The 23,812-nt window shown below is 72.8% G+C and carries 26 protein-coding genes and 1 pseudogene; 13 read left to right on the top strand and 14 right to left on the bottom strand.

The genetic code is table 11. The annotated features are described in order from the left end of the window. The first annotated feature begins 142 nt into the window (after positions 1–142). The 3 genes from ACZ52J_RS27885 (at position 143) to ACZ52J_RS27875 (ending at position 3,498) form a co-directional block, all read left to right on the top strand. The gene (locus ACZ52J_RS27885; RefSeq protein ID WP_465622631.1) at positions 143–1,378 is read left to right on the top strand and encodes a serine hydrolase domain-containing protein; all 1,236 of its coding nucleotides are present in this window, start codon (positions 143–145) and stop codon (positions 1,376–1,378) included. Between the two features lie 120 nt (positions 1,379–1,498). Next, positions 1,499–2,566: a sigma-70 family RNA polymerase sigma factor gene (locus ACZ52J_RS27880; protein ID WP_465622629.1), complete on the top strand. Its 1,068-nt coding sequence runs from the start codon at positions 1,499–1,501 to the stop codon at positions 2,564–2,566. A 440-nt stretch (positions 2,567–3,006) separates the two neighbouring features. Next, complete coding sequence (locus tag ACZ52J_RS27875) at positions 3,007–3,498, top strand: NUDIX hydrolase (RefSeq protein WP_360496110.1); 492 nt, start codon at positions 3,007–3,009, stop codon at positions 3,496–3,498. A 68-nt stretch (positions 3,499–3,566) separates the two neighbouring features. On the opposite strand, the gene ACZ52J_RS27870 is transcribed toward ACZ52J_RS27875, so the two are convergent. The 4 genes from ACZ52J_RS27870 to ACZ52J_RS27855 all read right to left on the bottom strand — a co-directional run bounded on the left by ACZ52J_RS27870 (position 3,567) and on the right by ACZ52J_RS27855 (position 7,029). Further along, positions 3,567–4,325 carry a Clp protease N-terminal domain-containing protein gene (locus ACZ52J_RS27870; RefSeq protein WP_465622626.1) on the bottom strand — a complete coding sequence of 253 codons (759 nt, stop codon included), beginning with the start codon at positions 4,323–4,325 and terminating at the stop codon, positions 3,567–3,569. Positions 4,326–4,485: 160 nt separating this feature from the next. Continuing rightward, the gene (locus tag ACZ52J_RS27865; protein WP_465622625.1) at positions 4,486–5,229 is read right to left on the bottom strand and encodes a tyrosine-protein phosphatase; all 744 of its coding nucleotides are present in this window, start codon (positions 5,227–5,229) and stop codon (positions 4,486–4,488) included. 200 nt (positions 5,230–5,429) lie between these two features. Continuing rightward, positions 5,430–6,260, bottom strand: coding sequence for a VC0807 family protein (locus ACZ52J_RS27860; protein WP_465622624.1), 831 nt, complete (start codon positions 6,258–6,260; stop codon positions 5,430–5,432). Between the two features lie 157 nt (positions 6,261–6,417). After that, positions 6,418–7,029 (bottom strand): hypothetical protein, encoded by a 612-nt coding sequence (locus ACZ52J_RS27855; protein ID WP_465622623.1) that lies wholly within the window; start codon positions 7,027–7,029, stop codon positions 6,418–6,420. Between the two features lie 584 nt (positions 7,030–7,613). Here ACZ52J_RS27855 and ACZ52J_RS27850 point away from each other — a divergent pair. The 4 genes from ACZ52J_RS27850 to ACZ52J_RS27835 all read left to right on the top strand — a co-directional run bounded on the left by ACZ52J_RS27850 (position 7,614) and on the right by ACZ52J_RS27835 (position 11,911). Further along, positions 7,614–8,504, top strand: coding sequence for an RNA polymerase sigma factor (locus ACZ52J_RS27850; RefSeq protein ID WP_465622621.1), 891 nt, complete (start codon positions 7,614–7,616; stop codon positions 8,502–8,504). Next, the gene (locus ACZ52J_RS27845; RefSeq protein ID WP_465622619.1) at positions 8,501–9,529 is read left to right on the top strand and encodes a hypothetical protein; all 1,029 of its coding nucleotides are present in this window, start codon (positions 8,501–8,503) and stop codon (positions 9,527–9,529) included. The genes ACZ52J_RS27850 and ACZ52J_RS27845 overlap by 4 nt, the downstream gene beginning before the upstream one ends. 421 nt (positions 9,530–9,950) lie before the next feature. Continuing rightward, a complete protein-coding gene (locus ACZ52J_RS27840; protein WP_465622617.1) occupies positions 9,951–11,516 on the top strand; it encodes a protein kinase domain-containing protein in 1,566 nt (521 codons plus the stop codon). 20 nt (positions 11,517–11,536) lie between these two features. Then, entirely contained in the window at positions 11,537–11,911 is a 375-nt protein-coding gene (locus ACZ52J_RS27835; RefSeq protein WP_465622615.1) for a VOC family protein, read from the top strand. 413 nt (positions 11,912–12,324) lie between these two features. Here ACZ52J_RS27835 and ACZ52J_RS27830 read toward each other — a convergent pair whose 3' ends face one another. Both ACZ52J_RS27830 and ACZ52J_RS27825 read right to left on the bottom strand, forming a co-directional pair. After that, positions 12,325–12,516 carry a DUF397 domain-containing protein gene (locus tag ACZ52J_RS27830; RefSeq protein WP_465622613.1) on the bottom strand — a complete coding sequence of 64 codons (192 nt, stop codon included), beginning with the start codon at positions 12,514–12,516 and terminating at the stop codon, positions 12,325–12,327. Further along, positions 12,509–13,375 (bottom strand): helix-turn-helix domain-containing protein, encoded by an 867-nt coding sequence (locus tag ACZ52J_RS27825; RefSeq protein ID WP_465622611.1) that lies wholly within the window; start codon positions 13,373–13,375, stop codon positions 12,509–12,511. Before ACZ52J_RS27825 ends, ACZ52J_RS27830 begins: the two co-directional genes overlap by 8 nt. A 236-nt stretch (positions 13,376–13,611) precedes the next feature. Here ACZ52J_RS27825 and ACZ52J_RS27820 point away from each other — a divergent pair, with 236 nt between their 5' ends. Together ACZ52J_RS27820 and ACZ52J_RS27815 are read left to right on the top strand one after the other, a co-directional pair. Continuing rightward, the gene (locus ACZ52J_RS27820; protein WP_360496030.1) at positions 13,612–13,980 is read left to right on the top strand and encodes an ATP-binding protein; all 369 of its coding nucleotides are present in this window, start codon (positions 13,612–13,614) and stop codon (positions 13,978–13,980) included. Next, a complete protein-coding gene (locus ACZ52J_RS27815) occupies positions 13,977–14,225 on the top strand; it encodes a hypothetical protein (RefSeq protein ID WP_465622610.1) in 249 nt (82 codons plus the stop codon). The genes ACZ52J_RS27820 and ACZ52J_RS27815 overlap by 4 nt, the downstream gene beginning before the upstream one ends. A 157-nt stretch (positions 14,226–14,382) precedes the next feature. Here ACZ52J_RS27815 and ACZ52J_RS27810 read toward each other — a convergent pair whose 3' ends face one another. The 5 genes from ACZ52J_RS27810 to ACZ52J_RS27790 form a co-directional block, all read right to left on the bottom strand. Then, entirely contained in the window at positions 14,383–14,856 is a 474-nt protein-coding gene (locus tag ACZ52J_RS27810) for a potassium channel family protein (RefSeq protein WP_465622608.1), read from the bottom strand. Between the two features lie 109 nt (positions 14,857–14,965). After that, positions 14,966–15,367, bottom strand: coding sequence for a response regulator transcription factor (locus ACZ52J_RS27805; RefSeq protein WP_465622607.1), 402 nt, complete (start codon positions 15,365–15,367; stop codon positions 14,966–14,968). 125 nt (positions 15,368–15,492) lie between these two features. Beyond that, positions 15,493–15,774 (bottom strand): Sec-independent protein translocase subunit TatA, encoded by a 282-nt coding sequence (gene tatA, locus ACZ52J_RS27800; RefSeq protein ID WP_465622605.1) that lies wholly within the window; start codon positions 15,772–15,774, stop codon positions 15,493–15,495. 201 nt (positions 15,775–15,975) lie between these two features. Then, positions 15,976–16,545 carry a methyltransferase family protein gene (locus ACZ52J_RS27795; RefSeq protein ID WP_465622604.1) on the bottom strand — a complete coding sequence of 190 codons (570 nt, stop codon included), beginning with the start codon at positions 16,543–16,545 and terminating at the stop codon, positions 15,976–15,978. Positions 16,546–16,679: 134 nt separating this feature from the next. After that, positions 16,680–17,315 carry a class I SAM-dependent methyltransferase gene (locus ACZ52J_RS27790; RefSeq protein ID WP_465622602.1) on the bottom strand — a complete coding sequence of 212 codons (636 nt, stop codon included), beginning with the start codon at positions 17,313–17,315 and terminating at the stop codon, positions 16,680–16,682. A 98-nt stretch (positions 17,316–17,413) separates the two neighbouring features. Here ACZ52J_RS27790 and ACZ52J_RS27785 point away from each other — a divergent pair. Next, positions 17,414–17,683, top strand: a pseudogene (locus ACZ52J_RS27785) (type II toxin-antitoxin system RelE family toxin); the annotation flags it as partial. Between the two features lie 90 nt (positions 17,684–17,773). Here ACZ52J_RS27785 and ACZ52J_RS27780 read toward each other — a convergent pair. Beyond that, the gene (locus tag ACZ52J_RS27780) at positions 17,774–19,360 is read right to left on the bottom strand and encodes an MFS transporter (RefSeq protein WP_465622600.1); all 1,587 of its coding nucleotides are present in this window, start codon (positions 19,358–19,360) and stop codon (positions 17,774–17,776) included. Positions 19,361–19,470: 110 nt separating this feature from the next. Here ACZ52J_RS27780 and ACZ52J_RS27775 point away from each other — a divergent pair, with 110 nt between their 5' ends. After that, the gene (locus ACZ52J_RS27775; RefSeq protein ID WP_465622598.1) at positions 19,471–20,055 is read left to right on the top strand and encodes a TetR/AcrR family transcriptional regulator; all 585 of its coding nucleotides are present in this window, start codon (positions 19,471–19,473) and stop codon (positions 20,053–20,055) included. A 33-nt stretch (positions 20,056–20,088) separates the two neighbouring features. Here the strand turns inward: ACZ52J_RS27775 and ACZ52J_RS27770 are convergent, their stop codons facing one another. Further along, positions 20,089–20,406, bottom strand: a complete 318-nt coding sequence (locus tag ACZ52J_RS27770) for a cupin domain-containing protein (RefSeq protein WP_360496004.1) — start codon at positions 20,404–20,406, stop codon at positions 20,089–20,091. Between the two features lie 135 nt (positions 20,407–20,541). On the opposite strand from ACZ52J_RS27770, the gene ACZ52J_RS27765 reads away from it, so the two are divergent. Further along, on the top strand, positions 20,542–20,805 hold the full coding sequence (locus ACZ52J_RS27765; RefSeq protein WP_360496002.1) for a hypothetical protein: 264 nt from the start codon (positions 20,542–20,544) through the stop codon (positions 20,803–20,805). Positions 20,806–20,969: 164 nt separating this feature from the next. On the opposite strand, the gene ACZ52J_RS27760 is transcribed toward ACZ52J_RS27765, so the two are convergent. After that, the gene (locus ACZ52J_RS27760; protein ID WP_360495999.1) at positions 20,970–22,127 is read right to left on the bottom strand and encodes an acyl-CoA dehydrogenase family protein; all 1,158 of its coding nucleotides are present in this window, start codon (positions 22,125–22,127) and stop codon (positions 20,970–20,972) included. 288 nt (positions 22,128–22,415) lie between these two features. Here ACZ52J_RS27760 and ACZ52J_RS27755 point away from each other — a divergent pair, with 288 nt between their 5' ends. Continuing rightward, positions 22,416–23,582, top strand: a complete 1,167-nt coding sequence (locus ACZ52J_RS27755) for a TetR/AcrR family transcriptional regulator (protein WP_465622595.1) — start codon at positions 22,416–22,418, stop codon at positions 23,580–23,582. The last annotated feature ends 230 nt before the right edge of the window (positions 23,583–23,812 follow it).

Raw genomic sequence — 23,812 nt, 5'->3', positions numbered from 1 at the left:
GCTCTCCTCGGGGGTCTTCTCGGGGGCCTTCTCCGGGCCGGCTCAGGGGAGTTCCCGGATGCCGCGGCCGGGTGTCCCGCCGAAGACTCTCTCCTGTCAGAGCCACCGCCCGCCGGGCGAGCCGTCGTTGGAGAGAAGCCGGATGAACACCCGTACGCGCAGCATTCGTTGGTCCACCCTTGCGGCAGCCGGTGCGCTGCTCGCCGCCGTCACGGTCGGCGCTGCGGCCCCGGCCCTGGCTGCGGAGGCGCCGTCCGTCAGCGCTGGCTCCGCCTCCGCGTCGGCCCAACCGGGGCCGCTGGACCGGGAATCGCTCGCGAAGACCCTCGACACCCTGCCCGCCGACATCACCGGCGCGCTGGTCCGGGTGGGCGGCCAGGACGCGCGGTGGCGCGGCACCTCGGGCGAGGACGTCCCGGCGAATGCCCGGTTCCGGATCGGCAGCATCTCCAAGGTGTTCACGGCGACCGTGATGCTCCAGCTCGTCGCCGAGGGCAAGGTCTACCTGGACGGCACCGTCCAGCACTACCTGCCCGGCCTGCTGCCGACCGGCTACCCGCCGGTCACCGTACGGCAGTTGCTCGACCACACCAGCGGTCTGCCCGGCGGCGGCGGAATGACCGCGGGGGACGGCAGCACGGCGTGGTTCGCCGCGCACAAGGCGGACTACTTCAGCCCCGAGCAGGTGGTCGCCGACATGCTCACCCAGCCGATGAGCTTCGTGCCCGGCACCGCCCAGCAGTACAACGGCAACAACTACTTCGTCGCCGGGATGGTGATCGAGAAGGTCAGCGGCGACACCTTCGCCGACCAGGTGCGCCGACGCATCACGGGCCCGCTCGGCCTGCACGCCACCTACGTCCCGGCCGCCGACGACCTGACCGTTCACGGTCCGCACGCCTCCGGCTACGTGGACGTCCGCGCCGCCGACGGCACCACCGACCGGGTGGACGTCACCGAGCAGAGCCCGTACCCGTGGGCCGAAGGCGGCATGATCTCCTCCGCCGCCGACCTGGAGCGGTTCTTCGACGCCCTCTTCCGCGGCCGGCTGCTGCCGCCCGCCCAGCAGGCTGAGGTGTTCGCCGTCCCGAACGTGCCGAACGACCACAACAAGAGCTGCGAGATCGGCCCGACCGCCGGCCACGCCTGCTTCAGCGCGGGCGGCATGCTGCGCAGCGTGCTGCCGAACGGCACCGAGATCTGGGGCAAGACCGGTGCCCGGCCCGGCTACAGCAGCGGTTTCTTCGCCACCCGCGACCTCTCCCGCACCGTGATCGTCGGGCTCAACCCGACCGGCATCTCCGGCGAGGAGTTCCCCACCCTGTGGAAGCTGGTGACCACCGGCTTCGGCTCCGGCCAGGTGTACGGGAAGCAGTGAGCCGGCCGTCGGAGCGGTGAGCCGACGGCCGGCTGCCGGAGCCGTGAGCGGATCAATGTCGGTGCCCTGCGCTACGTTCGTCCCGTTCACCAGGGCACGGCACGACGACGGGGGCGCACGATGGCCGACGTGATCACGGAGGAGCCGGTCGAGCTCCAGCTGGAGCGGTACCGGACGGAACTCACCGGCTACTGCTACCGGATGCTCGGCTCCGTCTTCGAGGCCGAGGACGCGGTGCAGGAGACCATGGTCCGGGCCTGGCGCGGGCACCGGGGCTTCGAGGGCCGGGCCGCGCTGCGCTCCTGGCTGTACCGCATCGCCACCAACGTCTGCCTGGACGCGCTGAACGGCCGCAACGCCCGGGCCCGTCCGATGGACCTGGCGGGCCCGGTCACGGTGGCCACGGCGCACGACACCCAGCTGCCCGAGGTGACCTGGATCGGCCCCGCCCCGGACGGCCGGGTGCTGCCCGAGACGGGGGACCCGGCCGAGGTGGCCGCCCAGCGCGAATCGGTGAAGCTGGCCTTCGTGGCCGTGCTGCAGCGGCTCGCGCCCCGGCAGCGGGCGGTGCTGATCCTTCGTGAGGTGCTCGGCTGGAAGGCCGCCGAGGTCGCCGAACTCCTCGGCGTCACGGTGGCCTCGGTCAACAGCGCGCTGCAGCGCGCCCGCGCGGTGCTCGCCACCGACGCCTCGGCCGCCCGGCCGGTCCCCGCGCTGGACGAGGACCACCGCGCGCTGCTGGACCGCTACGTCCGCGCCTTCGAGGCGTACGACATGGACGGCCTGGCCGCCCTGCTGCACGAGGACGTCACGCTCAACATGCCGCCGTTCGCGATGTGGCTGCAGGGGCAGGACGAGATCCGGGCCTGGATGCTGGGCCCCGGGCACGGCTGCCGTGACTCCCGGCTGCTCCCGGTGACGGCCAACGGCGGGCCGGCCTTCGCCCAGTACCGGCCGAGCCCGGCGGGCGGGCACGAGCCGTGGGCGCTGATCGTGCCGGAGGTGTCAGCGGGGCGGATCACCGGGTTCACCAACTTCCTGGACACCGATGTGCTCTTCCCACTGTTCGGCCTGCCGCCCCGACTGGATGCCGGGCAGGCCGGGGTCGGGCCGGTCGGCGCTGGACCGGTCGACGCCCGCCCGGATGTCCGCCCGGATGTCCGCGAGGGGGAGGTCGACGCCGAGTAGCCCGTACAGGTCGAGTGGATCGGCCGCGCCCGGCAGCAGTGCCGCGAGCCCGCTGAACGCGAGCAGTTCCCGCAGCGGGCCGCTCGCGTTCAGCAGCACCACGTCCACCCCGTACCGGGCGGCGGCGAGGCGCAGCCGGGCGAGCGCGTCGACGACGGCCAGGTCGGGGGCGGTCAGCGCGCGCAGGTCGCAGGTCAGCACGGTCGTGCTCGGTGTGGTCTCGCCGGTGGTCCCGGTGGTGGTGGTCATACGGATTGGACCGGCATGACGGTGCCGACTCATCGGTCCGCTCCGAAGTCCGGCGGCGACGTTTCGGTGGCGAGGTCCGGTGGCGAGGTCCGGTGGCGAGGTGCGGTAGCGAGGTGCGGTGACGAAGCCTGGGGACGAAGCCTGGTGGCAGAGTGGGGCCGTCGAACCCCACCTGCCCCAGGAGGAGCACCGTGACGGCTGAGCCCTTGAAGTCCCGCGAGGAATGGCTGGCGTCCCTGCCCCGGATCTATGCGGGGGCGGGCGGCCTGCTGCGGGACGAGTCCGGTCGGATCCTGATCGTGAAGGCCGGGTACCGCGAGCACTGGCAGTTCCCCGGGGGCACGATCGACCTCGGGGAGGGCCCGGTCGAGTGCGCCAAGCGGGAGTTGGAGGAGGAGACCGGCATCGTCCGGGAGGCCGGTGAGCTGCTGGCCATCTCCTGGACCCACCCCTCGGCCGAACTCGACCACCCCGCCGAGCACTTCATGTTCGACTTCGGCACCGTCCCGGACGGCACCCCCGTGACCGTCCCAGCCGGTGAGCTGGACGACCACCGCTGGGCCCCGCTCGAGGAGGCGCTGGAGCTCCTCGGCCCGGCCCGATCGGCCCGGCTGCGGGCGGCGCTGGAGGCGGCGGAGGACGGCCGGGTCCGGATCGTCACCACCCGAGTCTCCGGCTTCTAGGCTCCGGGTTCCAGCAGGAAGTGTCGTGCCCCGGGCGGGTGTTCCGCCCGGGGCGCGGCGCCGGGTCCTCAACCCTGCTGCTCGGACTCCGCGTTCCGGGCGGCGATGATGGCGGCGATGGCCTCCGAGACGAAGGTCTCCGCCTCGGACTTGTCCACCTTCAGCGCGGTGAGGATGCCCTGGCCGTTGTCCTGCTCCAGCAGCGCGAGCAGGAGGTGCTCGGTGCCGACGTAGTTGTGTCCGAGCTTGAGCGCCTCGCGGAAGGTCAGCTCCAGCGCCTTCTTGCTCCGGGCGTCGAACGGGATCAGCGCGGGCAGTTCGTCGACGGCGGCCGGCAGGGCGGCGGTGGCCGCCTCCCGCAGGGCCTGCGGGGCGACGCCCTGGGCGGCGAGCGCCTTCATGCCGATGCCCTCGGGCTCGGCGAGCAGGCCGAGCAGCAGGTGCTCCGTGGTGATCTCGGCGTTGCTCGCCTTCCGGGCCTCCTCCTGCGAGGCCACCACGACGCTGCGGGCCCGGGGGGTGAACCGGCTGAAACCCTGGCTGGGGTCGAGGTCGTTCGGGGTGGCCGGGTCCCTGGGGACGAAGCGCTTCTGGGCGGCCTGCTTGCTGACGCCCATGCTCTGGCCGATGTCGGTCCAGGAGGCGCCGGAGCGCCGGGCCTGGTCGACGAAGTGGCCGATCAGGTGGTCGGCGAGCTCGCCGAGGTGGTCGGCGGCGATGACCGCGTCGGAGAGTTGGTCGAGCGCGTCGGTGTGGACCTTCTTGATCGCGGCGATCAGGTCGTCGAGGCGCAACGGAGTGGTGTTGGGAACAACGGGATTCTCCATGCGTCAACCGTAGGTTGTCGCCCCGGGATCGTCAACCATCGATTGACGATTGTCGTGAAGGCTTCCGGCGACCCGTCCTGCGCGGCGGCTTCTGTGCGTCGGCTTCTGTGCGTCGGGTCCTATGTGGCGGTTCCTGTGCGGCGTTCCTGCCTGGCGGTTCCTATGCGGCCGGCAGCAGTCGGCTGCGGACGGCGGCGATCCGGTCGGGCGTGACGCCCGCCGCGAGCAGGTAGCCGGCCGGGTCGAACCCGTCGAGCGTGGCTTCCAGGGCGGCCTCGGCGGTGGTGCCGGCCTCGGCGAGCACCGCGTCGATCCGGCGGTACGGGTCGGGCAGGCCCAGCATCCCGTACAGCGGGCGGACGTTGGGGCCGCTCAGCAGGTAGTCCTCGGCGATCGAGGCCCGGTCGACCCCGGCCAGGGCGAGCAGCAGCAGGGCGGCGAGGCCGGTGCGGTCACGGCCGGCGCCGCAGTGCACGACCACGCCGCCGGGGCGGGCGCCGGCGATCGCGGCGATCAGCGCGGCGGCGGCGTGCGGGCAGTGGTCCAGGTACGGGCGGAGCGCGAGCGGGGTGCCGTCCAGCCGGCCGTGGTCCTCCCACCAGGCGGGGCCGGCCAGTTCGTCCAGCGGGACGCGGATCAGGTCGACGTCGTCGGGGAGCGGGAGGAGCGGCTTGTACTCCTCGGCGTTGCGCAGGTCGATCACGGTGCGGACCCCGTGGTCGAGGAGGGCGTCCCAGCCCTCGGAGGTGAGGCGGTCCAGGTTGTCCGCCCGGACTATCGCACGGCGGGCGGTGAGCCGGCCGGAGGCGGTGGGCAGCCCGCCCAGGTCGCGGATGTTCAGGCAGCCGTCCCAGACGAGGGTGCGGTCCTCGATGGTGGTCAGCGCGTCCGTCGTCCGGTTCATGGGACTCCCCGTTTCCTCGTCGGGGGGTCCCGTTACCCCCTCGTTATGTAAGGACTCCCGGGAGATCAGGATGGTTCCTGGCCGTTCGAGTCCTCGGAACCGGCTGTTCACGTGCCGGTCGGGGTGGCGCTCCCGTGCTGATCGGGGTGGTGGTCGGGGTGCTGGTCAGGCGGCGGTCGGGCGGCGGGCGGGTGTGGGGCTCAGGCGGCGGTCGGGGCCTCGGTCTCGGCACTGACCAGCTTCTCCATCGGCTCGGTGGCGATCTGGCCGAGCATCGAACCGGCCACGATCGCGCCGATCAGGAACACGGTGGACAGCCAGGCCATCGTCGACACCGGCAGGGTGAAGGCGCCGACCACCCGGGCCGCGCACTCGGTCAGCAGCGCGGCGCCCCAGATGCCCGAGAACAGGCGCTCGTGGCGGCGGAAGGATCGCGACGCGGCCGCCCGGCCCTCGACCAGCCGCTGCCAGGCGGCGGCGCGGTCCCGCTTGCCCTTGGTGAGGAAGGGCATCAGCATCGGGCTCATCACCGGTCGGCCGATCACCGCCGAGACCAGGATCGCGAGCGCCACGGTGCCGCTCAGTCCGCCGTCCTTGGCGATCATCATCCGGGCGTCGCCGGTGACGAAGGTCAGGGCGAGGCCCGCCAGGTTGACGGTCAGCATCAGCGCGGCCCACAGGTTGACCTTGCGTTCCCGGAGCAGGCCGATGACGGTGCGGGCGGCCGGGAAGGCGCTGCTCCAGGCCAGGGCGGCGAACTCGCTCAGGCCGCAGGCCGAGTGCAACAGGTAGTAGCCGGCCAGCGGGGCGGCCACGTCGAGGGCCAGCGGGCGGAGGCCGGAGAGCAGCGGGTTGGCGGCCTTGGCGTGGGCGGCGCCCTCGGCAACTGCCTGGGCCTGCCGAACATCGGCGGCGGCCTTCGCGGGAGCGGCCTTCGCACGGGCGGAGACGGCGACGGCGACGGTGGGGGTGACGGTGGGGGTGACGGCGAGGGTGGGGGCGCCGGCGGCGGCGCTGACGATCTGGCTCACGGTGGGTTCCTCCCCGGCTGGTGGCCGCGGGCTGCTGCCCGCGTCGTGCCTCCAGTCTTTCCGGCCGACCCTCCGTCAGAGCAGTGCCGTCCGTTGCGGGATCCGCGTGACAGTTGTCATGGAGCGCACCGTGACACCCCGTCCGACCTGCGGTTCTCTAGTCGTCAGCGGGGAAGGTCCACAGCTCGCGGTCCAGGGTGTCCCGGCAGCGGACGGTGCCGAACCGCTCGTCCCCGGCGGACAGGAACCCCTGCGCGACCCCGGCCAGGACGGTCCGGGCGACGGCGTCGCCCCGGGTCCAGGCACCGGTCAGCACCAGCGCCTTGTCGGCCAGCTCGGCGCGCTGCACCCGGGCCACCGCGACGGTCGGCAGCGCGGCGTTGACCTCCTGCAGTTCGGCGGGGGAGAGATAGGTCTCCCCGGTCGGGGCACGGTCGGCCTCGGCCCGGCGGCGCAGCTCCGGCAGGCCGTAGTGCCGGACGGCGGCGACGGCATCGTCCAGTGGGAGCTGCCAGCGCCGCCCGGGCAGCACCTCCCACCAGACGTCCTCGCCGACCGGCAGCACCTCGCCGATCCGGGCCCGCCAGGTCTCGATGCCGTACCGGACGCGGGGGTCGGGCCGATGGCCGGGCAGGGCGGCAGCGGTCCAGTCGGTGCGGCGGACCAGGCTGAGGTCGAAGTGAAGGGCACCCGGTCGGCGGCGGGGCGCTCGACGAGGCCGAGCAGCACCCAGTGGGTGTCGTCCGGCAGGTTGAAGCTCCGGCGCCACCCGGTGAGGCCCAGGGCGCGCAGGGCGGGCGCGAGGTGTTCGCGCAGGCCCTTCGTGTGGAGCTCGAGGGCAGTCGTCATCGTTCGTCCCTGCTGGTCGTGGCTACTGGCCGTGGCTGCTGGTGGCACCCTCGGGCGGGCCTGGGGGTGGCATGGCCGGTCCTGCGGTGGTCCTCGGCCGGCCCCTGCGGTGGTCCTCGGTCGGTCCTGCGCCGGTCCTGCGCCGGTCCTGTGCCGGTTCTCGGTCGGTCCTGTGCCGGTCCTGCGGGGTCTTGGGTGGGCCGCCGGTGGTCCCCGCCTCGTCTGCGCGGTCGGGGCCGGGTCATGCGTCCCGGATGTGCACGAACCGGGTGCGTGTGGACGCGCGTACGTCGTCGGGCGCGGCGGGTCCGCGGCGGCGGACCGGGCACTTCGGCGGATCCGGTCTCCGGGCGTGCCGGCGGCCCCGGACTGATTCGTCTACGGACAACATAGGCGGTGCAGGCCCGCCGGGTCTGCGGACGAAGGGCAGCAGCGCGCGGGACCTTGGCCCCGGGCGGGCCGGTCCTTCGACCGGAGCCGACCTGTTCGCCCGAATGGCGCATCATGTGGCGGGTGCAGAGTGCAGAGCGCCCCGGAGCGGGCACCGGCAGCCCAGTCGGCCGGTCCGGACCAATACCGACCGCAGACGACCCACCACCGGGACCGGCGGCCGCTCCCGTCGATCTGGCCGACGCGGTCCGCGCCGCGCAGGGCGGGGACGAGGAGGCGTTCCGGCTGCTGTTCCGGACCGTCCAACCGGGCCTGCTGCGCTACCTGCGGGTGCTGGTCGGCGGCCGGCCGGAGGACATGCAGGACGCCGAGGACATCGCTTCGGAGACCTGGCTGCAGATCGCCCGCGACCTGAGCGGCTTCTCCGGCGACGGGGACGGCTTCCGCGGCTGGGCCGCCACCATCGCCCGCCACCGGGCACTCGACCACCTGCGCGCCCGCCGCCGCCGTCCGGTCGCCGACCTGCCCTTCGAGTACCTCGTCGAACTTGCGGCCGGGGATGACACCGCGGGCGCCGCGCTGACCACCGTGGGCACCGCCGACGCACTGGCGCTGATCTCCCGGCTGCCGCGCGACCAGGCCGAGGCAGTGCTGCTGCGGGTGGTCATGGAGCTGGACGCGGAGAGCGCCGCCCAGGTGCTCGGCAAGCGGGCCGGCACCGTCCGGATGGCCGCCCACCGGGGGCTTCGACGGCTGGCCAAGCTACTGGAGCAGCCCTTCGCGTCCGGGGGCGGGATCCCGGCTGCGCGGACGGGCGGGTCAGCCGACGAGGGCGCCGTCAAGGCCCCCGGCGGCACCGCAGGAAGGGCCCCCGGCGACCCCGGGAAGGCCGCCGAAGGGAGCGCGGGCAAGGCCTCCGGGCAGCCCGCGGGGAAACCCGCGAAAAAAAGTTCTCCGCAGGGTGTGACAGAACGCCGGGCCGCGACGCTGAAGGACATGAGATGAGCACCAACCGATCCCGTCGGATCGACCGTGATACCGCCGAGCAGCTGCTCGGCGGTGCCGTGGCCGCCCCGTCGGCCGGGCAGGAGGCCTCGCTCACCGGACCGGACGGCGGTCCCGGGCAGCTCGCCCGGGTGCTCGCCGCGGCCGCCGCTCCCGCGACGGCCGGTGAACTGGCCGGGGAGGAAGCCGCCCTGGCCGCGTTCCGGGAGGCGAGTCTCACGCCCGACCCCGTAGTGACCCCCGTCCGGAGACGATCAATGGCAACCGCAGCGCTGGCCAGGGCCTTCAGCACGAAGGCTGCTGCCGCCGTGCTCGGCGCCACCGCGCTGTGCGGGGTCGCGGTCGCCGCCGGCACCGGCAACCTGCCGTCCCCGCTGAGCGGCGGCACCGCCGAGCCCGAGCGCACGCTCGCGGCCCAGGGCGGCGCCTCCGGCACCTCGCCGGGCGCGTCGGGCGGCGGCCACTTCGCCGGCGCCCCGTTCGCCCCGCCGTCCGGCTCCGCCCGTCCGTCCGACGCCGCCTCCCCCGGCCCACAGACGGCCGCCCCCTTCGGCACCGCGACCCCCGGCACCCCGTCGGCCGAGGGTCACGGCGATCGTCCGGCCGTACCGCCCGCGCTGCTCGGCCTCTGCCGCGGTTTCGCCGACCGGACGGCCAAGGGCGACCGCCCTGCCCGGCTGGTCACCGATCCGCTCTACGGTCCGCTGGTCGCGGCCGCCGAGGGAGCGGACCGGGTGCCGGACTTCTGCGCCAAGGCCCTCGGCGCGGGAGACGGCGACCACCAGGGCACCAGTGCGCAGCCACGCGACCCCGGCCGGCCCGGCGACGCTCCCAGCGCGGGCGCCGGCAAGGGCGGCACCGACGCCGGCAAGGGCGGCGGGAACGGCCAGGACACCGGCGGCAGCGGCACCAAGCCCGGCAAGACCGGTGCGACCGTCCCGCCGCTGCCCGCCGCGCCCACCCTGCCGGACATCCGCCCGAGCAAGACCGGCCGATCCGAGGACGGGCAGTCGTCCACGGGATAACCCCAGAACTCCGGGTGGGCGGCGAGCGACTCCCCCCGGGCTCACCGCCCACCCGGAACGCACCACCCGCAGTACCAGCACCACCCGGTAACACTCGTGGTACCAGCAGGAAGCAGTACCACCCGAAGACTCCGGGTGGCCGGTCGGCTCCCCCGTGCCCACCGTCCACCCGGCCGGCCCCGGCCGGACCGGCAAGGCGTCACCCCGGACGCGCTGCCGGCCCGGCCGGCCCGGAAACGTGCGGCCCGCCCTCCCGCAGTCAGGGCGGGCCGCACCCCCGCGCCGGCGGCCGGGGGACCGCTGCCCGGTCCCCCGGCCGCCCCCCTCCGCCCCCGGCCGGGTCGCAAGGCCGTACGGCTATCGTGCACGGGTGCACGAGGCGGCCCGGGACCCCGGGCAGGGCACGTGAGGGGAGCTCCAGGTGATCGGACGGGCGCTGAACGGGCGTTACGAACTCGTCGACATGCTCGGCGTCGGCGGCATGGCCACCGTCTGGCGCGGCGTCGATCGCGTGCTGGGCCGCCAGGTGGCCGTGAAGGTCCTCAACGGAGGCCTCGCCGACGACCCCCGCTTCGCCGAGCGCTTCAGCCGCGAGGCGCAGCACGCCGCCATGCTGGCGCACCCCCGGATCGTCATGGTCTTCGACTCGGGTGTGGACCAGGGCACCCCGTTCATCGTCATGGAGCTGGTCAACGGCCGGTCGCTGGCCGCCGTGCTGGCGCAGCAGCCCCAGTTGCCGGTGGAGCGGGCGATCGGCATCGCGGCGGCGGTCTGCGAGGCGCTGGCGGTCGCGCACGCCGCCGGGCTGGTGCACCGGGACATCAAGCCCGGGAACATCATGATCACCGACGACGGTGGTGTGAAGGTCGTCGACTTCGGCATCGCCCGGGCCGGCTCCTCCGGCAACCTGACCCAGACCGCGAGCGTGCTCGGGACGGCGGCGTACCTGTCGCCCGAGCAGGCCACCGCGTCGGCGCTGGACGGGCGGACCGACCTGTACGCGGTCGGCTGCGTGCTGACCGAGATGCTCACCGGCGCGACCCCGTTCACGGCCGAGACCCCGGTGGCGATCGCCTTCAAGCACGTCAGTGAGCAGCCCCTGCCGCCGTCCGGGCGGCGCCCCGGCCTGCCACCCGCCCTGGATGCGGCGGTGCTGCGGCTGCTCGCCAAGGACCCGGCCGGCCGTCCGGCCGACGCCTTTGCTGCCCGGGCCGAACTGCTGGCCACCGTCCCCGGGTTGGTCGTCGGCGACCCGACGGCCGAACTGCTGGCCACGGCCGCTCCGACGCAGATGCTGCCGCCCGTCCCCGTCCCGGGCGCAGTCGCACCGAACCAGCAGCACACCACCCTGCTGCCGCCCCAAGCCCCGGCCGCCACCTCGGTGATGGCGCCGGTCCCGGCTCCGGCTCCGGTTGCTCCCGCTCCCGCCCCCGCGCCTGCCCCGGCTCCCGCCCGCACCAGCCGCCGCAAGCCCCTCGTCCTCGGCGCGCTGGGCATAGCGGGCCTCGCCGGCGTCACCGCCCTGGCCCTCACCGCCTTCGACGGACCGGCGGGCAACGCCGCCGCCACCAAGGTGCCCCCGGCTGCCACCGCCCCCGGCCCGGCCGCGAAGCCCACCCCGGCGGGGACCGCACCCTCCGCCGCCCCCACCACCCCGCCGGCGGCCCCGACACCCACCCAGGCCGTCCCGCGCAACCAGCCGGCGGCTCTGCAGCTCCAGTCCTTCCGGCAGGCGGTGGCCCAGGCCCAGGTCCCCAAGGAGCGCGACAAGCAGGTGGAGCTGCTGAGGATCCTCGACGCCTCATCCGCCCGCCTCAACGAGGGCAACCCGGACGAGGCGGCGCAGGAGCTCAAGAACGCCCAGCGGGTGATCAAGGACATGGCCAAGAAGCACGCCATCGACGCCCCCACCTACGCCAACTGGAACGCCCGCCTCTCGGCCCTGTTCGCCACCCTCCACACCGCCGCCGACCTCCAGGACGACTGACGGTCCGCCACAATGGCGGGATGCTGACGATCGGTTCCCTCGTCCTCGGTGTCTCCGACATGCCCCGCGCCGTCGCCTTCTGGGCGGCGGCGCTCGACTACGTCCCGCGCGGCGGCCTGGTCGAGGACGACTGGACGGTCCTCGAACCCGCCGAGGGCGGCAGCGGCGTACAGCTCGCCCTCGCCCTCAGCGAGTCCCCCGTCCAGGACCACCCTCGCGTCCACCTCGACCTCTACGCCGGGGACGCCGAGGACCAAGCCGCCGAGGTCGAACGCCTGCTCGCCCTCGGCGCCGAGCGCGTGGAGTGGGACCTCTACCCCGAGGACCCGGACTTCGTCGTCCTTGCAGACACTGAGGGCAACCGCTTCTGCGTCATCGACACCAGCCGCTCCTGAATCCACGACGTTGTCCACAGCCTGTGGATATTTCTGTGCAGCGAGCCCTTCAGCGGGTGTTCTGCGCGGGAAGTCAGCCCGGCCGACTTCCCGCGCCACGAAAGGACGTCTACTCACCGGGGTCGGGCCCGGTGTAGGCCGGTGAGCGGAAGGTGCGGCGGAAAGCCTCGGGCCCGTGCCGCTGGTCGAGCCACCTCGAAAGGCCGAGCAGGTCACAGCTGATCATCGCCGCGAGGATGAGATCGTGAAGCGTCTCCGCGTCGGGACCGCCCATTTCGGTGAGGACGTGCTGATACCGCGCTCCGACGCCCTGTTCGTATCCGGCCATCGCGAGGTGGAAGCGGTCGGCAACGCCGGTCTCCGCGCGGTCGAAGTCGCTCGGCTCCAGCCGTCCCGTGGTGGGCCACTTGGGTTCAGGCGTGATGGTCGAACTCGCCGGCTTTGATGCCGTGGAGGAGGGTGGCGAAGGTGGCGGGGGTGGTGCGGAGGATGAGGTGGCCCTCGTCGGACTCGCGGAGTTCGATGCGCCCGTCCATCGTGCGGACCTCCACGCATGCGTTGCTTGAGCCGGAGTAACTGGACTTCCGCCATGCGGAGCTATCCATGCTTGCTTTCAATCTCCTTCTTGATCTGCCGGATGAAGTCTCGTGACTCCTGCTCGGAGAGCGCAACTGAAGCCATCCGCCTGAGGATCTCGCGGTAGCTCGCGAGCTGTGCAGGCGAGTCGAAGATCATGCTGTTGTGGCTGGTGTCGATCTGGAGCGTGTCCAGCTCGGTTACGGCACCTTCTGCGTAGGTGAAGTTCTCGCTTGGCCCGGGCAGGGACTCGACGTCGAACGGCACGGCCCGAATCGAGACCTTGGGGTCTTCGGAGTGGTCGATCAGGGCGTCGAGCTGTTCGGCGAGGACCTTCGGGCCGCTGAACTGCATCCGAAGCGCTGCCTCATGGATGAAAGCGCGGATGGGTGTCGTGCCAGATCGGACGTTTTGTTGTCGCCTCATCCGGAAGTCTGTGCGGACATCGACCTCGTGGTCCGGTAGCGGCGGAATCGCGCGAGCGAAGACGGAAGCGGCATAGGCCTTGGTCTGTAGCAGCCCGTGAACGAACGTGATCGTGTAGGTGGTGAGCTTCTTCGCTGTGCCTTCCACTTCTGCGATGTCGAGCAGGTGCGTGGAAACGGATCCGCGATACTCCTCCCACCAACTGTTCTTGTCTCGCTCGGTGATCACGTCGGCGAGGGCGTTGATCAGAGGTTGGTTGGTGCACATGCACACGGCGGCGATGGTCCGCAGCCGCTCAACGCTGACCCCACCCTTGCCGCTTTCGATCTGCGTGATCTGGGCGGGCTGGATCCCGAGTTCGCGCGCCAGCTGGCTGCCGCCGAGGCCGGCCTGCTCCCGCATCCTCCGCAGCTCGGCCCCGATCCGCCGCTGGCGAAGGGTTGGGTTCGGTCGTAGCGCCATGATGACCAGTCTGCCGTAGGCCTCGAGGGCGGAGGTGCCACGTTCGGGTGAAGACCCCTTATGGTGGGCTCAAATTTGAGCCCCGCCTGCGCTATGGTCGTTCTCACAGCGATCCGACGGATCGTCAGTAATGCGCGCTGTCCGCACCGCAGAGCAGCCATGCCCATCTGCCTGGCCTGGCTCACGGCGACGTGTCCGCCGGTTCTTCCTTCTCAATCACGCCCGGGAGATCTCCCATGCGTCACCTGAACACGCCCTCCTTCGCCCTCACCCGCCAGTCCCTCCGGGACGCGATGGTCCGCGCGGGGTGGCCGTCCTCGGCCACCTTCGACGCCGAACTCGCCCTCTGTGAGCTGTTGATGAATGCCTGGAGGCACGGGAACACCCCCGCGCCGATCATCCACATCCTCTTCCTCGGCAAGGTCCTCCGGGTCTCGGTCTCCGACGAGAGCCCCGTCCTCCCCATCGAGCAGACCCCCTCCCCGCTCTCCGAGTCCGGCCGGGGTCTCCAGCTCGTTGCCGGCCTCACCCGCCGCTGGGGCGTCCTTCCCCAGGAGCGCGGCAAGTGTGTCTGGTTCGAGTGCGAGCTGGACTCCGCCGCGTGAACCGCCGGCCGATGCTGCCGACCGACCCCCGGATCCGGCACTACACGGACGACCACATCCGCACCCTTCTGGCCGAAGTTCAGGAGCGCGGACGGAAGTTCGGCCTGATCTGGCCCTCGGCTGCCACCGACCGGACCATGGACGGCCGGGTCCTCGTCCGTTTCAACACGGCGCCGGCCTCGACCCTCCTGAACCTGCTCGTGCTCCTCCTGGACGCCGAGCGGGACGCCTCGTGCGATTCCTGATCGCGACCGCGTTCGCGGTCCTCCTCGCCCTCGCCTTCGCGACCGTCGCCCTGGGTGTTGTCACCGCCCTCCGCGTGGCCCCGCCCGACGAGGACAGCTAGACCGACCGGATGTGTGGCGGGTCGCGTGCACAGGCCCGCCGCGCCGAATCCCCGAGTCAGCTCTTCTTCCGGATGCGCCGCTCCACGTTCCCCCGGATCGTCCGGGACGCCGTCCCGGCCGCTGCCGCGAGGAACACGAAGTTGTACCCGATCTGCAGGACCACCACGAATCGGGCCGACTGCCCCGAGGCCGTGATGTCGCCGTAGCCCACCGTCGCCAGTGTCACGACCGTGAAGTACAGCGCGTCGAGTCGGGTTTCCAGCCCGGCGAACTCGGCCTTGTGCGATCCCAACACGTAGTACGTCGCCGAGAAGATGGTCACTGCCAGGCAGATCAGGAAGGCCAGCCAGACCACCGGCCGCTTCACCGTCCCCAGCAGCACACCCGCGATCTTGACCAGCATCAACCAGGTCATTCCGACCAGCGCCCCCGCGAACACTGCCCAGCTCAGCACCGGCCGCCGTTCGCCCAACCACTCCAGAGGCAGCGTGAAGTACGCGACCATCAGGAGCGTGAACGCGGCCAGCATCCCCGACCAGGCCCGCACATCGGCGGGTGGCGGTGGCGGAGGCGGGTTCTCGGACATCCCGCCCAGCCTTTCCCGTCAGCCGCCCGCGCCGCCCGTCCGCCTGCTCCGTTCAGGTGAGCCCCTGCTGGATCGCCAGTACTGCCAGCCGGACCCGGTTCGGGCTGCCGGTCCTGGTCATCAGACTCGACACGTGGGTCTTCACCGTCGTCACCCCGAGGTGCATCCGGTCGGCGATCTCGCCGTTCGAGAGCCCTTCCGCCAGATGTCGCAGCACCTCGCCCTCCCGCTCGGTGAACCGTGCCACCGCCTCCCGCCGCTCCGGTCCCGTCCAGTCGGCCGACGCCCGGGCGACCACCCGGCGCAGTACGGACGGGCTGTACGGGCTGTCGCCGGCCGCTGCCCGCCGGACGGCGTCCGGTACCGTGGCCGGTTCGACGTCCTTGGCGAGGAACCCGCAGGCCCCGGCGGCCAGGGCCGGGTAGAGCCGGTCGTCGTCGAATGTGGTCAGCACGACGACCGGGGCGTCGGGACCCGCCGTAGCACCTCAGCAGGCGGGTTCCGGTGGGACGAGCGCCCCCCGGACAGCGGAAAGCCCCTGGTGGGTTCACCAGGGGCTTTCCGGAGAAGAGGGGAGACTCAGATGTTCGTCTCGGGCCGCTTCGTGTCCTCGGCCTTGGTCACGTTGGTCGGCGTGACGGCCGGACGGTCCGCGCTCTGCTGGGGAGCGGCGGTGCTCTGCGCGGTGCCGGCGTCCGCCGGGGTCTCGTCCTCGCGCATGGCCTTCGTCTCGGCCTTCAGGATGCGCATCGACTTGCCCAGGCCGCGTGCCATCTCCGGCAGCTTCTTCGATCCGAACAGCAGGATGACGACCGCCAGCACCACGAAGATGTGCCAGGGCTCAAGACCGTTCCGCAGCATCCCTGGCCACCGGTCCCTTCTTGTCTAGAGTCATGGCGGGCGCTAGAGCCCGTGCTGGCCAGTATGCCTGGCCCTCACGGCGAACGGATACACCGGCCGGGAAACGCTGGCCAAAAACCAGGTGCCGCTCGAGCGGATTGTGAGACGGCGGAGTCCGGAGGGCCCGGGCGGAGCCCGCATCCGCAGCCCGCCCCGGTGCGATCAGTAGACGAATGGCATGAGTCGCTTGGACACCCGGCGGTACTCCGCGTACTCGCTCCCGAACGAGTCCAGCAGCAGCCGCTCCTCGGCGGCGATCCGCCAGCCGTACGCGGCGGACAGCAGCGCCGCGACCACCAGGGCCGCCGCCCAACTGCCGGTGCCGAGGGCGTAGCCGATCCAGACCAGCAGGCTGCCGGCGTAGCCGGGGTGGCGGATCAGCCGGTACGGGCCGGTGCGGACGACCCGCTGGGTGTCCACGGTGCGCAGGGTGCGGGTGTAGTAGGCGCCCAGGGTGCGCATGCCCCAGGCCCGTAGCGCCAGCCCGACGGCGACCGTCGCGACCCCGAACCAGCGTGCCCAGGCCGGCAGTTGGCCGATCGAGCCACGGTCGAACAGCACCACGACCAGCGCCGAGGTGCAGTAGCAGCCGAGCAGCAGCCGGGTCGAGCCGCGGTCACGGCGGTCCGCGTGCCAGGTGCCGGCGGCGGCGTCCGCGCGCCGGCGCAGCAGCAGCTCGTAGGCGACCCAGCACAGGACGCCGAGGAGGGAGAGGAGGGTGGGCAGGGACATGGGGCGGCTCCCGGCGGTCGGAGGGACCCTTCCACGGTGCTCCCGTGGGGTCGCCGGCGCACCCACCCCGGGGTGGACGGTGGTGCGTCCACCCCGGGGTGGACGCTCATTGCGTCCGCCGCCGCCCGCCCCGCTCACTCCGTCCGTCGCGCCAGCAGGTAGCCGCGCCGGGTGGGGGCCTCCTCGGGCAGGCCCTCGCGCTCCATCCGCGCTTCGACGGTGAACCCGGCCCCGGCGAGGCGGTCGGCGACGGTGCCGGTCTCCAGGAAGTGGAAGTCCACGTCCACCGGGTGGCCCCACCACTCCTCCATCCGCCGCACCTCGGCGCCCAGGTGGAAGGAGACCAGCAGCACCCCGCCGGGCCGCAGCACCCGCCGCATCTCGGCGAACGCGGGCGCCAACTCGTCCGGCTCCAGGTGGATCACCGAGTACAGCGCCACCGCGGCCGCGAACTCCCCGTCGGCGGCGGGCAGCGCCAGCAGGTCGCCGGTGCGGAACGCGGCCTTCGGCTGCTCGCGCCGGGCCAGCTCGACCATGCGCGGAGAGAGGTCGACCCCGACCACCTCGGCGCCGTGCCCGGCCAGCCACCCCGCCACGTGCCCGGGCCCGCACCCCAGGTCCGCCACCACCCCGCCGGCCGCCTCCTCCAGGACCACCCCCAGCAGCGCCCGGTCCACCGCCTTGTACGCCAGCTCACCCCCGACCCGCTCCAGGTACTCCGCCGCCACCGTGTCGTAACTCCCGCGCACCCGCGCCCGATCAGCACCCATGCCGCTCACCCTGGCACGCCGAGGCGAATATGCGGCATGACTGAGCCAGTGATCGAGTCGATGGCCGCCATGCCTCGCGAGCACCACGGCTGATCGCGATGGGGTACGTCACGCGGTTCAGCCAGCGCGCTCAGCGGGAGCTTCTCAAGGTGCCCAGGCCGGATGTGGTCCGGATCCTCCACCGACTCACCGAACTCCAGAGGGCGCTGGACGCCGGCGACGCCTCGGCGTTCGACATCAAGGCCCTTCAGGCGCACCACGCCCGATGGCGACTGAGGGTCGGGGACTACCGGGTCGTCTACACGGTCGAGGCCGGCGTGTTGGTCGTCTGGGTCATGTCGGTAGGCAACCGCCGCGACACCGGCAGATGTGGATCCAGCCGTCGGAGACGGCGGAGAGCCCCCGCCCTGGTGTGGGCGGGGGCTCTCGATGACTCGCGTGGATCGGGCCGGGGTGGGTCAGACGGTGACGGTGGCGGGCTTGGCCTCGGTCTCGGGCTCAGCCTCGGTCTCGGGGGCCGGGGTGGGGGCGGCGGCCGGGAGGTGGCGCATCAGGCGGTAGGCCAGGAGCGCGGCGCCGAGGGCGAGGACCCCGCCGACCCCGGCGGCGACGTGCAGGCCGTCGGTGAAGGCGGCGCGGGTGGTCTCCAGCAGGTCGGCGCCGAGCCGGCCGGGCAGGTGGGCGGCCACGGTGACCGCGCCGCCGAGCGTGTCCCGGGCGGTCCGGGCGGCCTCGCCGTCGACGCCCGTCGGGAGGGCGCCGTCCAGCTGGTGGCGGTAGACCGCGGCGCCGGCCGCGCCGAGCAGAGCGATGCCGAGGGAGCTGCCGAGCTCGACCGCGGTCTCCGAGGTGGCGGCGGCGGCGCCGGCCTGCTCGACCGGGGCGGCGGAGACGACCATCTCGGCGGTCATCGTCATGGTGCCGACGGTCCCGGCGGCCAGCACTCCCGCCGCGGTGAGGATGAGCGCCAGCGGGGAGTGCGCGCCGACCTGCGTCATCATCGCGAAGCCGACCGCGCCGATCAGGAACCCGCCGCCCATCAGGACCGCCGGGCGGACCTTGCCGGCCAGCGCCGAGCTGATCCCGACCGCCGCGCCGACGCCGACGCTCGGCACCAGCGACCAGAGCGAGGCGATCAGCGGGCTCATGCCCTTGACCAGCTGTAGGTACTGCGAGGTGAAGAGGGAGAAGCCCATCATCGCGAACATCGCGATGGTGTTGACGCTGATCGCGCCGCTGAAGGTGCGGATCCGGAACAGGCTCAGGTCGAGCAGCGGGTTCGCGGCGGTGCGCTGACGCCACACGAACGCGGCGGCGAGCAGCAGGCCGGCCGGAACGGCGAGCGCGGGGAGCGTGCTCCAGCCCTCGATGGCGAGGGTCTTGATCCCGTAGACGAGCGGCAGGATCGCGGCCAGCGAGAGCGCGGCGCCGAGCAGGTCGAAGCGGCCGGTGCGGGCGGTGGCGCGGTACTCGGGGAGCAGGGCGGGCGCGGTCAGCAGCACCAGGGCCATCACCGGGACGGCGGGCAGGAGGGCCGAGCCCCACCAGAAGTGGTCGAGCAGCAGGCCGCCGGTGACCGGGCCGAGGGTGGCCCCGGCGGTGAGGATGCCGCCCCAGGCACCGAGGGCGATCTGCCGCTGCTTGGGGTCGTGGAACATGTTGCGGATCAGCGCGAGGGTCGAGGGCATCACGGTGGCCCCGGCGGTGCCGAGCAGGGCGCGGGCCGCGATCAGCTGGTTGGCGTCGTGCGACCAGGCGGCCAGCAGCGAGGCTCCGATGAAACCGGTGGCGCCGATCATCAGCAGCCGGCGGCGGCCGATCCGGTCGCCCAGCGAGCCCATCGTGATGAGCAGCCCGGCCAGCAGGAACGAGTACATGTCCATGATCCACAGCTGCTGGGTGCCGCTCGGCGCCAGCGTGGTGGAGATGTAGGGGACGGCGAAGAAGAGCACGCCCATGTCCATGGCGAGGACGAGGGTCGGGAGCAGGAGGACGGCCAGGCCGATCCATTCGCGACGGCCTGCGCGGCCGGTGGTTGCGGTCATGAGGTAGACAGTACGAGCGTGTCAGACGCTTGTCTAGTACATATGTGTAAATCGCTCGTGCAAGACGACCGTGCAAGACATCTGTGCAGTCCTTCCGTAGGATCGGGGGCATGGGAAACCGCGAAGACCTGATGGCAGGCGCCAAGCGCTGCCTGTACGAGAAGGGCTACGGGCGCACCACCGCCCGCGACATCGCCACCGCCTCGGGTGTCAGCCTGGCCGCGATCGGCTACCACTTCGGCTCGAAGGACGCGCTGCTCAACGCGGCGATGATCGAGGCGATCGGCGAGATGGGGGAGGCCCTGGGCGTGGTGGTGTTCGCCGCCAACCAGGTGTCGGACGACCCGGAGGTGCGCTTCGCCGCCGTCTGGAACGGCCTGCGGGACGTCTTCGTCGAGCACCGGGGGCTCTGGGCGGCCCAGTTCGAGGCGCTAGCCCAGGCCGCGCACGCCCCCGACCTGGCGCAGGCATTCACGGAGGCACAGAAGGAGGGCCGGCTGGGGCTCGCCGCCCTGTTCCAGGGGCTGACCGAGGTGCCGGACACCGAGGAGGAGGTCGTCCGCGGCGCCTTCTACCAGACCCTGCTGGCCGGTTACGCCGCCCAGTGGCTGGCCGCGCCCGAACTCGCGCCCAGCGGACAGGACTTCCTGCGGGGGCTGCGGCTGGTCAGCGCCAGCGTCTTCACGTCCGGCTGAGCGGTTCGGTTCGGCTCGGTTCGGCTCGGGCCGTCAGGTCGTGACGGCGGTCAGCAGCACCACCGAGTCGACGTGCGCCAGCAGCCCGTGCCGCTCCTGCGGGACGGGCTCCAGGCGGCCGGTCGACAGCTCCAGCCGCCGCCCGGCGATGGTCAGCGAGACCCGGCCGCGCAGCACTTGGACGCTTCCGGCGGTGGGCGGGTTGTGCTCGTCCAGCGCGGTTCCGGCGGTCAGCGCGATCACGGTCTGCCGCAGGGCGCCGTCGTGCAGCACCAGGTGGGCGCTGCGCCCGTGCGGGCTCTCGGCCGCGAGGGCGGCGTGTTCCACGGCGAGCTGTTCGAGATCGGGCATCGCGCCGCCTCCTCACTCCGTGTGCCCAGGGTCGCGGACATCCCGGCCTCCCGCACCCGGAGCGGTCCGGCCCGTGCGGGCCAACCCCGAGCGGTCCGAGGTGCAGGCCTCGCCGACTTCCCGCATCGTGGAGGCATGGCGACCAAGCAGATTTTCAACGGGTTCCAGGTCAACCGCTCACTGGTGACCGGGGGCGTGGCGCTCACCGCGATCGGCACCGTGCTCAGCGCGACCGGGGCGGCCATGGTGTGCGCGGCACTGATCACGGCCGGCCGCGGCTGGGTGCGCGGCCTGGAGACCCCGCCCACCGCGCTCGCCCACCGCGCCCTGCGCGAGGCGCGGGTGGCCTCCTCAGCCGGCTGGGAGGCCTGGCGCGCCGAGCACAGCTCGCCCAACTGAGCGACCCGCCCAACTGAGTGACCCGCCCGCCGGACACCAGCCCCGGGGACACCAGCCCCGGGGACATCAGCCCCCCCGGACAACAGCCCCCGGACAGCGGCGCGGCGGGCCGCCATGGGGGTGCGGCTCGCCACGCCGTCGGGCCCGAACGGACCCGAACGGGCCTACAGCCCGAGCGACTTGGCGATGATGCTGCGCATGACCTCGCTGGTGCCGCCGTAGATCCGGAACACCCGGTTGTCGGTGTAGAGCCGGGCGATCGGGTACTCCAGGATGTAGCCGTAACCGCCGTGCAGCTGGAGGCACTTGTCGATCACGGTGGAGGCCGACTCGGTGCAGAACAGCTTCGCCGCGGCCGCGTCGGCCACGGTCAGCTCGCCGTGCTGGTACAGCTCCAGCGCGCGGTCCACCATCGACTGCTGCGCCACCACCTGGGCCTCGCAGTCGGCCAGGGTGAACTTGGTGTTCTGGAACTCGGCCACGGCCTTGCCGAACACCTTGCGGTCCTTGACGTACTGCACCGCGAACCGCACCCCCGCCGCGGCCGCCGCGTACGCGCCGACGGCGATCGCCAGGCGCTCCTGGACCAGGTTGTGGGTCAGGTAGGAGAAGGCCTTGCCCTCCTCGCCGAGCAGGTTCTCCACCGGCACCTTGACGTCGCTGAAGGCCAGCTCGGCGGTGTCCGAGGTGCGCAGGCCGATCTTCTGCAGCTTGCGGCCGACGGTGTAGCCCGCCGAGGTGGTGTCCACGCAGAGGATGGACAGGCCGGCCCGGCGGTTGTCCGGGTCGTACGGGGCGGTGCGGCAGACCACCAGGACGAGGTCGGCCAGCACGCCGCCGGTGATGAAGGTCTTGGCGCCGTTCAGGACGTAGTGGGTGCCGTCGTCGGAGAGCCGCGCGGTGGTGGTGATGCCCGCGAGGTCGGAGCCGGCGCCCGGCTCGGTCATCGCGATCGCGGTCATGATGTCGCCGGAGACGAAGCCGGGCAGCCAGCGCCGTTTCTGCTCCTCGTTCGCGTACTCCAGCAGGTACGGCAGCACCAGTCCGGTGTGCACGCCGGAGGAGCCGAAGCTCACGCCCGCCCGGGCGGTCTCCTCGGCGATCACCGCCTGGTACTTGAATCCGCTCTCGCCCGCGCCGCCGTACTCCTCCGGCACCTCGATGCCGTAGACGCCGAGCGCGCCGAGCTGCCGGTAGAAGTCGCGCGGCGGGTGGCCCTCGGCCTCCCAGCTCTCGTAGACCGGGACGACCTCGCCCGCGATGAAGTCCCGGATGGTCTCCCGGAAGGCCTCGTGGTCCTCGTTGAACACGGTGCGGCGCACGGCGGCGCTCCCTTCGACGGTGCCGGCCGGAGCTGCCGGCGGGGCGGAACGTACCAGGTGATGGCCCCACAAGTTAATCCCGGGTAGCTTCGGCTGTCCAGAGTCGACAGGCGTGGAAATCAAGGTCGGCGGGGGCGCCAAGTGAATCCTTGCTAGCCTTCGGTCGACGCCCGGACGGCACCGGGTGGGGCGCCCGGACGGCACCGGGTGGGGCGTTCGGAGCCGTACGGGCGGGGTGCTCGGAACGGTACGGGCGGAGTGTCCGGCCGGACGGGAGGGAGGCGTGCCATGGTGGTCCGACGGCCGCGCGGGCGGCGTGCCCAGATCCTCGCCGTGGCTGCCGACCGCTTCCACCGCAGCGGCTACCACCAGGTCTCGATGACCGAGGTCGCCGCCGGGGTCGGCATCACCGCGCCCGCGCTCTACCGGCACTTCCGGGGCAAGCCCGAACTGCTCGACCGCGCCGTCCGGTTGGGGCTGGACGAGCTCGCCGAAGGGCTGCGCGCGGCCCGTACCACCGAGGAGCTCGGCGCCGCGCTGGCCGCCGTCGCGGTCGGCCACCGCCCGCTCGGCACCCTGGTGCAGCGCGACGCCCGGCTGCTGCCGCCGGACCGGCGGGCCGCGCTGCGCCGTGAGCTGCGCGCGGACGTCGCGCCGATGACCGTCGTACTGCGTGCGGAGCGTCCCGAACTGGCGTCGGATGACGCCGAGTTGCTCTGCTGGTCGGCGCTCTCGGCCTGCGCCGGGCTCTCCTACCAGTCGGCCGTGCCGCAGCCCCGCCGTGCCGAGGCGCTGCTGCGCGAGCTGGTCGCGGCCGTCCTCGCGGTCTCGCTGGACGGCACGACCGTCGAGCCCGCGGCCGGACCGGCGCCCGAACCCGGGCCGCAGGCCCGCCGGGAGGAACTGCTCGCGGCGGCCGTCCGGCTGTTCCACCAGCGGGGCTTCGACAACGTCAGCACCGACCAGCTCGGCGCCGCCGTCGGCATCTCCGGCCCCAGCGTGTACCGGCACTTCGACAGCAAGGCCCACCTGCTCGCCGCCTCGCTGGTGCGCAGCCGGGAGCGGCTCTGGCACGAGGTGGGCGGCGCGATCGCGGCCGCCGACGGGCCCGGGGCGGCGCTGGCCGCCGGGCTGGACGCGTACGTGGGCTTCGCGCTGCGCAACGGCGACTACCTGGGCGCGATGCTCAGCGAGACGGAGCGGCTGGCCCCGCCCGACCGGCGGGCCGCGGTGGACTTCCGGCGGGACTTCCTGCGCACCTGGGTCGGCCTGCTGCGGCAGGTGCGTCCGGAGTACGACGCGGCGGCCGCCCGGATCCGGGTGCACGCGCTGTTCGCGCTGGTCAACGACGGGGTGCGGAACCGCCCGCACAGCACCCGGCCGGATCTCGGGGACTGCCTGCTGCGCCTCGGCCGGGCCGTGCTTGGCCTGCCCTGGCCGCCTTCACCGTCGTGACTGCCCGGAAACCCTGACTGCCCGGAAACCTGACTGCCCTGATACCTCGACTGCCCTGAGACGCGACACGGGCCGGGCGCCCGCCCCCTGGAATTCGTCCAGCGCGGGGCGGGCACCCGGCCCGGTGGGCGCGGCCTAGTACTCCAGTGCGACTTCGTGATCTATCCGGTTGAGGGGCTGGCGAGTCGCCGCCGGTAGTGGCTTCGGCGGGCTACGGCCTGATGGTGTCT

It is taken from the genome of Kitasatospora sp. NPDC034035, from assembly GCF_055575755.1.
This window is presented reverse-complemented; position numbering and strand designations above follow the sequence as displayed.